At 74.0% G+C, this 8,359-nt stretch carries 5 protein-coding genes and 1 pseudogene; all 6 read right to left on the bottom strand.

The window, feature by feature from the left end:
* A partial coding sequence (locus tag AAHH18_RS01475; protein ID WP_343300304.1) for an ABC transporter ATP-binding protein occupies positions 1–1,602 on the bottom strand: 1,602 nt, incomplete at its 3' end.
* Positions 1,599–2,648, bottom strand: coding sequence for an ABC transporter permease (locus tag AAHH18_RS01470; RefSeq protein ID WP_343300303.1), 1,050 nt, complete (start codon positions 2,646–2,648; stop codon positions 1,599–1,601). The genes AAHH18_RS01475 and AAHH18_RS01470, both read right to left, overlap by 4 nt.
* 1 nt (position 2,649) lies before the next feature.
* Complete coding sequence (locus AAHH18_RS01465) at positions 2,650–3,771, bottom strand: ABC transporter permease (protein WP_343300302.1); 1,122 nt, start codon at positions 3,769–3,771, stop codon at positions 2,650–2,652.
* A gap of 85 nt (positions 3,772–3,856) precedes the next feature.
* Positions 3,857–5,524: an ABC transporter substrate-binding protein gene (locus tag AAHH18_RS01460; RefSeq protein WP_343300301.1), complete on the bottom strand. Its 1,668-nt coding sequence runs from the start codon at positions 5,522–5,524 to the stop codon at positions 3,857–3,859.
* 412 nt (positions 5,525–5,936) lie between these two features.
* Positions 5,937–7,250 carry a glutamate-1-semialdehyde 2,1-aminomutase gene (gene hemL, locus AAHH18_RS01455; protein WP_343300300.1) on the bottom strand — a complete coding sequence of 438 codons (1,314 nt, stop codon included), beginning with the start codon at positions 7,248–7,250 and terminating at the stop codon, positions 5,937–5,939.
* Positions 7,247–8,215: pseudogene (gene hemB / locus AAHH18_RS01450) on the bottom strand (porphobilinogen synthase); the annotation flags it as partial. The gene hemL and the pseudogene hemB, both read right to left, overlap by 4 nt.
* Positions 8,216–8,359 lie beyond the last annotated feature (144 nt).

Raw genomic sequence — 8,359 nt, 5'->3', positions numbered from 1 at the left:
GCCGGTGCCCTCCTCGACCAGCCGGCCGCGGTGCAGCACCGCGATCCGGTCGGCGAGCAGGTCGACCACGGCCAGGTCGTGGCTGATGAACAGGCACGCGAACCCGAGGCTCTCCTGCAGCTCCGCGAACAGCTCGAGCACCCGCGCCTGCACCGACACGTCCAGGGCGGACGTCGGCTCGTCGGCGATGAGCAGCTCCGGGTCCAGCGCGAGCGCCCGGGCGAGCGACGCGCGCTGGCGCTGCCCGCCGGACAGCTCGTGCGGGAACCGGTCGCCGTACGCGCGGGGCAGCTGCACCGACTCCAGCAGCTCGTCCACGCGCGAGCGCGCCGCGCGGGCGTCGTCCGCCCGGCCGTGCACCACCAGCGGCTCGGCCACGCACTCCGCGATGGTGAGCAGCGGGTTGAACGACGTCGCCGGGTCCTGGAACACGAACCCGATGCGCGGCCGGATCGGGCGCAGCGCGCGCTCCTTGACGCCGTTCATCTCGACGCCCAGCACCTGCAGCGACCCGCCGGTGACCCGCGTCAGCCCGGCGATGGCCCGGCCGATCGTGGTCTTGCCGGAGCCCGACTCGCCGACCAGGCCGAGCACCTCGCCCGGGCGGATCGCCAGGGAGACGCCGTCGACGGCCCGGAACCCGGGCTGCCGGAGCCGGCCCGGGTAGGTGATCTCCAGGTCGCGCGCCTCGACCACGGGGGTCGAGGACGCCCAGCCCTCGGGACGGGCCTCGGCGCGGGCCCGGGCGTGCGCGCCGCCCTGCCCGATCCGCGGCACCGCGTCGAGCAGCGCCCGCGTGTACGGGTGGGCCGGCGCGGAGAACAGCTGCCGCACGGGCGCCTGCTCCACGATCTCGCCCTGGTACATCACGGCGACCGTGTCGGCGAGGTCCGCGACGACGCCCATGTTGTGCGTGATGAGCACGACCGCGGCGCCGAACTCGTCCCGGCAGCGCCGGATCAGGTCGAGGATCTCGGCCTGCACCGTCACGTCGAGCGCCGTGGTCGGCTCGTCGGCGATGATCACGCCCGGGTCGAGCACCAGGGCCTGCGCGATGACGATGCGCTGCTTCTGCCCGCCGGAGAACTGGTGCGGGTAGTGGTCGATCCGGTGCTCGGGGTCGGGGATGCCGACCTTGCGCAGGATCTCGACGGCCTTCGCCCGGGCGTCGGCCCGGCTGATCCGCCCGTGGGCGCGCAGGCCCTCGATGATCTGCCAGCCCACCGGGTAGACCGGGTTCAGCGCGGTCGACGGCTCCTGGAACACCATGGCGGCGTCCCGGCCGCGGACCTGCCGCAGCGCCGCGCCGCTCAGCGCGTTCACGTCCGAGCGGGTCGCGCCGTCCCGGGAGGACAGCACGACGGCCCCGCGGGCGGTGGCGGTCGACGGCAGCAGGCCGAGGATCGTCTTGGCGGTGACCGACTTGCCGCTGCCGGACTCCCCGACCACGGCCAGCACCTCGCCGGCGTGGACGGTCAGCGACACCCCGTCGACCGCGCGGACGTCGCCCGCGTCGGTCGCGAAGGACACGGACAGGTCGGTGATCTCGACGACCGGCGCGGCGTCGCCGCGGGGTGCGCCGGTCTGCGGTGCCGCGGTCATCGGGCGTCCTCCGTCCCGGGCTCCAGGCCCGCCACCCCGCCCGGTGCGGTCAGCGCGCCGCCGGGGACGACCGAGGTCGCCGCCACGTCGCCGCCGACGTCGGTCGCGGCGCGGCGGGTGCGCAGCCGCGGGTCGGCCAGGTCGTTGAGGGACTCGCCGACCAGGGTGATGCCCAGCACGGACAGCACGATCGCGACGCCCGGGAACACGGAGGTCCACCAGATGCCGGACGTGACGTCCGCGATCGCGCGGTTCAGGTCGTAGCCCCACTCCGCTGCCTGCGTCGGCTCGATGCCGAAGCCCAGGAACCCGAGCCCGGCGAGCGTGAGGATGGCCTCCGACGCGTTCAGCGTGATGATGAGCGGCAGCGTGCGGGTCGCGTTGCGCAGCACGTGCACGAACATGATCCGGCCGTTGCTCGCCCCGATGACGCGTGCGGACTCCACGAACGCCTCGGACTTGATGCGGATGGTCTCGGCGCGCACCACCCGTAGGTACTGCGGTGTGAAGACCACCATGATCGACAGCGCCGCCGCGAGCACGCCGCCGATCATGTCGGCCTGGCCGCCGCTGATGACGATGGCCAGCACGATCGCGAGCAGCAGGGACGGGAACGCGTAGATCGCGTCCGCGACCACCACGAGCACCCGGTCGAGCCAGCCGCCGAAGTAGCCGGACACCAGGCCGAGCAGCACGCCGAGGAACAGCGAGGCCGCGATGGCGATGACGATGACGAGCACCGCGGTCCGCGAGCCCCAGATGACGCGGGACAGCACGTCGTAGCCGCCGACGGTGGTGCCGAGCAGGTGCTCGGCGGACGGCGGCTGCTGCGCGCCGAACGGCCCGTCGGCGTCGCGGAGCTGCGCGAACCCGTAGGGCGCGAGCAGCGGCGCCAGGAGCGCGGTGAGCAGCAGCAGGCCGGTCAGCACGAGGCCCGTGACGAGCATCCCGCGCTGCAGGCCGACGCTCTGCCGCAGCTGGTGGACGACGGGCAGCGAGCGCCAGGTGCGCCGGGCCCGCCCGCCCTCGGTGGTGGCGGTCGCCATGTCAGTACCTCACCCTCGGGTCGATGAGCGCGGCGATCACGTCGACCAGGAAGTTCGTCACGGCCACGATCACGGCGAGCATGACGACGATGCCCTGCACCGCCACGAAGTCGCGGGCCTGGAGGTACTCCGAGATCTGGAAGCCGAGGCCGCGCCACTCGAACGTCGTCTCCGTGAGCACGGCTCCCACCAGCAGCATGGCGATCTGCATGCCGATGACGGTGACGATCGGGATCAGCGCGGGGCGGTAGGCGTGCTTGCGCAGCAGCCGGGACTCCCGTACGCCGCGCGACCGCGCCGCGTCCACGTAGCCCGAGCCGAGCGTGCCGATGACGTTGGTGCGCACCAGGCGCAGGAACACCCCGGCGGTCAGCAGGCCGAGCGTGACCGCCGGCAGGATCGCGTGCTGGAGGACGTCGACGACGACGTCCGGGTTGCCGGTGCGGATCGCGTCGATCAGGTAGATGCCCGTCGGGTCGTCGAGGCGCCGCATCGCGATCTCCGAGCGGGTCGAGGCCCGCCCCGCGACGGGCAGCCAGTCGAGCTGCACGGAGAAGATCAGCTTGAGCAGCAGGCCGGCGAAGAACACCGGCGTGGCGTAGCAGGCGATCGCGAACACCCGCAGCAGCGCGTCCGGCACGCGGTCGCGGAAGTACGCGGCGGCGAGGCCCAGCGGGATGCCGACGACGAACGCCACGATCAGGGCGTAGAACGCGAGCTCGAGGGTCGCGGTGCCGAACGTCGTCAGCACCTCCGTGACCGGGCGCGCGTCGCTCAGCGTGGTGCCGAAGTCGCCGCGCAGCAGGTCCCCGAGGTACTCGACGTACTGCACGAGCACGGGGCGGTCGTAGCCGGCCTGGTGGATCCGCTCGGCGAGCTGGGCCGCCGGGAGCCGGCCGCCCTGCGCCGCGGTGATCGGGTCGCCGGTGGCCCGCATGAGCAGGAAGACGACGGTCACGAGGATGAAGACCGTCGGGATGATGAGCAGGAAGCGGACCAGCAGGTAGCGGCCGAGGCCGCCCCCGCCGGAGCGCCGCCTGGCCCGCGGGGTGGACGGCGTGTCGCCGTCGGCGGACGGCAGGCCGGTGGGCTGCTGCGGTCCGGTCACGGAGGTGGAGGTCATGTCTCTCGCTCTGATCGCCCGTGACGCCCGGCGCGGGCCGCTCGCGAGGAGCGACCCGCACCGGGCGTCGGGTGGGGGCGGTGCGTCAGCCGATGGCCAGCGCGCCGTAGCGGAACTTGAAGGACGCGTCGAGGGTGTCCTCGGCGCCGGTCACGTCGGTGCCGACCACGGCCACCTGCGCGCCCTGGAGGTACGGGACCGTCGAGAGGTCCTGCGCCACCGCGTCCTGGATCTGCTCGATGAGCGCGGTGCGCTCGTCGGCGTCCGGGGTGACGGCCTGCTCCAGGATCAGGTCGTTGACCTCCTGGTTGTCGTAGTGGTTGCCCAGGAAGTTCTCCGTGAGGAAGAACGGCGTGAGGTAGTTGTCCGCGTCGGAGTAGTCCGGGAACCAGCCGAGCTGGTAGGCCGGGTAGACGTCGGACGTGCGGTCCTTGGCGTACTGCACCCACTCGGTGGTCTGCAGGTCGACCGAGAACAGCCCGGTGGCCTCGAGCTGGTCCTTGATCAGCGCGTACTCCTCGCCGGAGGACGGGCCGTAGTGGTCGTTGCTGTACTGCAGCGACAGCTGCACCGGGGTCTCGACGCCCGCGGCCTCGAGGCGCTCGGCCGCCTTGTCGGCGTCCGGGCCGCCGTCGCCGTCGCCGTACAGCGGCTTGAGCGACTCGGTGGCGCCCGTCAGGCCCTCGGGGACGAACGAGTACAGCGGGGTGTAGGTGCCCTTGTAGACCTGGTCGGCGATCTCCTCGCGGTCGATCAGGTCGGCGACCGCCTGGCGGACGGCCAGCGCCTTGTCCTCGTCGGCCTCCGGCGTGGTGGCGCCGTACGGCTGGGTGTCGAAGTTGAAGACGATGTAGCGGATCTCGCCGCCGGGGCCGTCCACGACCTTGACGTTGTCGTCGCCGCGCAGGTCCTCGATGTCGGTGGCCGACAGGCTGCGGAACGCGACGTCCACGTTGCCCTGCTGCACGTCGAGCTTCAGGTTCGAGGCGTCGGTGTAGTACTGGACCGTCACCTCCTCGTTCTTCGGCGCGCCGAGCAGGCCCTGGTAGTCCGGGTTGGCCTGGTACACCACGAGGTCGTTCACGCTGTAGTCCGTGATCGTGTACGGGCCGGCGAACGCCTCGCCCGCGACGATGTCGTCGTCCGGCGTCAGCGCGTCGGCGGCGAACACGTCCTCGTCCACGATCGGGCCCGCGGGGCTCGACAGGATCTGCGGGAACACCTGGTCGTCCTCGGACTTCAGGTGGAAGACGACGGTGGTGTCGTCCGGGGCGTCGACGCTGTCGAGGTTGTACAGCAGCGAACCGGGGCCGTTGCCGCCGTCCGCGCCGGACTCGAAGATCGCGAGCTGTCGGTCGAAGGTGAACTTCACGTCGGACGAGGTCAGCTCGTTGCCGTTCGCGAAGGTCAGGCCCGGCTTGAGGGTGACCGTGTACTCGGTCGGGGAGGTGAACTCGGCCGACTCGGCGATGTCCGGCTCCACGTCCGGGCTGCCGAACGGGGTGTTCATGAGGAACGGGTAGACCTGGTTCATCACCGCGAACGACCCGTTGTCGTACGAGCCGGCCGGGTCGATCGTCGTGATCTTGTCCGTCGTGCCGATCATCAGCGCGCCGCCGGCGCTGTCGCCGCCGCCGTCCGTCTCGTCGTCGCCGCCCGAGCCGCCGCTGCACGCGGCGAGGACGAGTGCGGTGGCGACCAGGCCGGCGCCGGCCGCCAGGCCGCGTCGGCGGCCGTGGGGAACCGCAGTCATGCGTGTACCTCTTCCCTGGATGGAGCCCCTGCCCGCCGTCAGAGCGGCGGTGTCTGTCTCGCTTGCCGGGCACAGGTGCCCGCAACGTGGGACATAGGACTAGCACAGTGTGCGCGCTCACAGGGCATCCGCGTGTAACGGCGGGATTGCGTTCCGGTCACGGTGCAGGTCAGCGGACCGAACCCGGCCCGAGGCCGTCCGACCTGCGACCCGCCCCGCCGCGCGCCCGCCCGCGCGCACCCGCCCGCGCGCGCCCGCCCCGCCCCGTCCGCCTCGCCCCGTCCGCCCCGACCAGCCGTCGTGATTGCAGCAGATGCGGGGTTCAGGCGCGCGAAGCCAGCATCTGCTGCAACCTCGACGAGGCGCGGCGCGGGTCGGGTGAGCGCGGGCGGGTCGGGTGGGCGCGGGTCGGTCAGGCGGCGGGCGGGGAGGCCTGCGCGGCGGCGCGGGCCGCGGCGGGCAGCGCGGACACGACGCGGTCGAGAGCGGCGTCGTCGTGGGCGGCGGACACGAACCACGCCTCGAACGCCGACGGCGGCGCGTACACCCCGTCGCGCAGCAGGCTGTGGAAGAACGCCGGGTAGCGCCACGCCTCCGACGCGAGCACCTGCGCGTAGTCCCGCGCACCCGCGTCCGTGCCGAGCACCGTGGAGAACAGGTTGCTCGCGTGCTGCACCGCGTGCGCCACCCCCGCGGCCGTGAGCGCCTCGTCGACGGCCTCGCGCAGCAGGGCGGCGGCGCGGTCCACGCGGGCGTACACCGCGTCGTCCGCGAGCCGCAGCGTCGCCAGGCCCGCGGCCGTCGCGACGGGGTTCCCGGACAGCGTGCCCGCCTGGTAGACGGGTCCGGTCGGCGCCAGCGCGTCCATGACGGCCGCCGGGCCGCCGAGCGCCGCGACGGGCATGCCGCCGCCGACGACCTTGCCGAACGTCAGCAGGTCCGGGCTCCAGCCCTCGCGCTGCGCCTCCAGGCCCCACCAGCCGGCCGGGCCGACGCGGAAGCCGGTCAGGACCTCGTCCTGGATCAGCAGGGCGCCGTGCGCGTGGGCGATCCGGGCGAGCGCGGCGTTGAAGCCGGGCTCCGGCGGGACGACGCCCATGTTCGCGGGCGCGGCCTCGGTGATGATCGCGGCGATGGTCGGGCCGTGCTCCGCGAACGCCGCCTCGACGGCCGGCAGGTCGTGGTACGGCAGCACGATCGTCTCGGCGGCCACGGACGCGGGGACCCCGGCCGAGCCGGGCAGGGCCAGCGTGGCGACGCCCGACCCGGCCGCCGCCAGCAGACCGTCCGAGTGCCCGTGGTAGCAGCCGGCGAACTTCACGACGCGGTCCCGGCCGGTCACGCCGCGCGCGAGCCGGATCGCCGTCATCGTCGCCTCGGTGCCGGTCGACACCAGGCGGAGCCGTTCGACGACGGGCACGCGGGCCCGCACGGCCTCCGCGAGCTCGACCTCCGCGAGGGTGGGCGCGCCGAACGACAGCCCGCGTCCCGCCGCCTCGCGCACGGCCTCGACGACCTCCGGGTGCGCGTGGCCGAGGATCGCCGGCCCCCACGACCCGACGAGGTCGACGTACTCGCGGCCGTCCACGTCGGTGACGTAGGCGCCGCGCGCCGAGGCCACGAACCGCGGCGCCCCGCCGACCGAGCCGAACGCGCGCACCGGCGAGCTCACCCCGCCCGGGATGACGCCCTGCGCCCGCTCGAACAGCTCCTCCGACGAGGTCATCGCCACTCCTCCCGCAGCCAGTGGGCCAGCTCCACGGCCCAGTACGTCAGCACCTGGTCCGCGCCGGCGCGGCGGATGCCCAGCACCGACTCGGTGATCGCCCGCCGGCGGTCCAGCCAGCCCTGGGCCGCGGCGGCCTCGACCATCGCGTACTCGCCGGACACCTGGTACGCCGCGACGGGCACCGTGCTCGCGGCGGCCACGTCGGCGAGCACGTCCAGGTACGCCCCGGCGGGCTTCACCATGACGACGTCGGCGCCCTCCGCGATGTCGAGCGCCACCTCGTGCAGCGCCTCGCGGCGGTTGCCGGGGTCCATCTGGTAGGTCCGGCGGTCGCCGTCGAGCGTCGACTCCACGGCGTCGCGGAACGGCCCGTACAGCACGCTCGCGTACTTCGCGGCGTAGGCCAGCACGGCGACGTCGGTCCGCCCGGCGGCGTCGAGGACGTCCCGGATCACGCCGACCTGGCCGTCCATCATGCCGCTGGGGGCGACCATGTGGGCGCCCGCGTCGGCCTGCGCGAGGGCCATCTCGGCGTACCGCACCAGCGTGGCGTCGTTGTCGACCACGCCGTCGGGCGTCAGCACGCCGCAGTGCCCGTGGTCGGTGAACTCGTCGAGGCACAGGTCGGCCTGGATCACCAGGGCGTCCCCCACCTCGGCGCGGACGTCCGCCAGCGCCACGTTGAGGATGCCGTCGGGGTCGGTGGCGCCCGACCCGACGGCGTCGCGGGCCAGCGGCACGCCGAACAGGTTCACGCCGCCGACGCCCGCGGCCGCGGCCTCGACCACCGCGCGGCGCAGGGAGTCGCGCGTGTGCTGGACGACGCCCGGCATCGACGCGATCGGCTGCGGCTCGGCGAGGCCCTCCTTGACGAAGAGCGGCAGGACCAGCTCGGCGGGGTGCAGGCGGGTCTGGGACACCGAGCGGCGCATCGCCGTCGTCGCGCGCAGCCGCCGGGGCCGGACGCGGCCGGGCCGGGCCGCCGCGACGACGGCCTCGGGGGCACCCGCGGGGACGGTGCCGGGGGGCGTCGCGCCCGTCGTGCCGGCGCTGCCGGGCGTGCCGGGCGTGCCGGGCGTGCCGGCCGTGCCGGTGCTGCCGGGCGT

Origin of the sequence: Cellulomonas olei (genome assembly GCF_039548315.1) — a bacterium.
Classification (GTDB): Bacteria; Actinomycetota; Actinomycetes; order Actinomycetales; family Cellulomonadaceae; genus Cellulomonas.
The sequence above is the reverse complement of the archived record's forward strand: the minus strand, read 5'-3'. Positions and strand labels throughout refer to the sequence as shown.

What these genes read in the sequence shown, in the direction of transcription:
- AAHH18_RS01470 (WP_343300303.1), bottom strand. Translation starts at nt 2,648, where the DNA reads ATGGCGACCGCCACCACCGAGGGCGGGCGGGCCCGGCGCACCTGGCGC.
- AAHH18_RS01465 (WP_343300302.1), bottom strand. Translation starts at nt 3,771, where the DNA reads ATGACCTCCACCTCCGTGACCGGACCGCAGCAGCCCACCGGCCTGCCG.
- AAHH18_RS01460 (WP_343300301.1), bottom strand. Translation starts at nt 5,524, where the DNA reads ATGACTGCGGTTCCCCACGGCCGCCGACGCGGCCTGGCGGCCGGCGCC.
- hemL (WP_343300300.1), bottom strand. Translation starts at nt 7,250, where the DNA reads ATGACCTCGTCGGAGGAGCTGTTCGAGCGGGCGCAGGGCGTCATCCCG.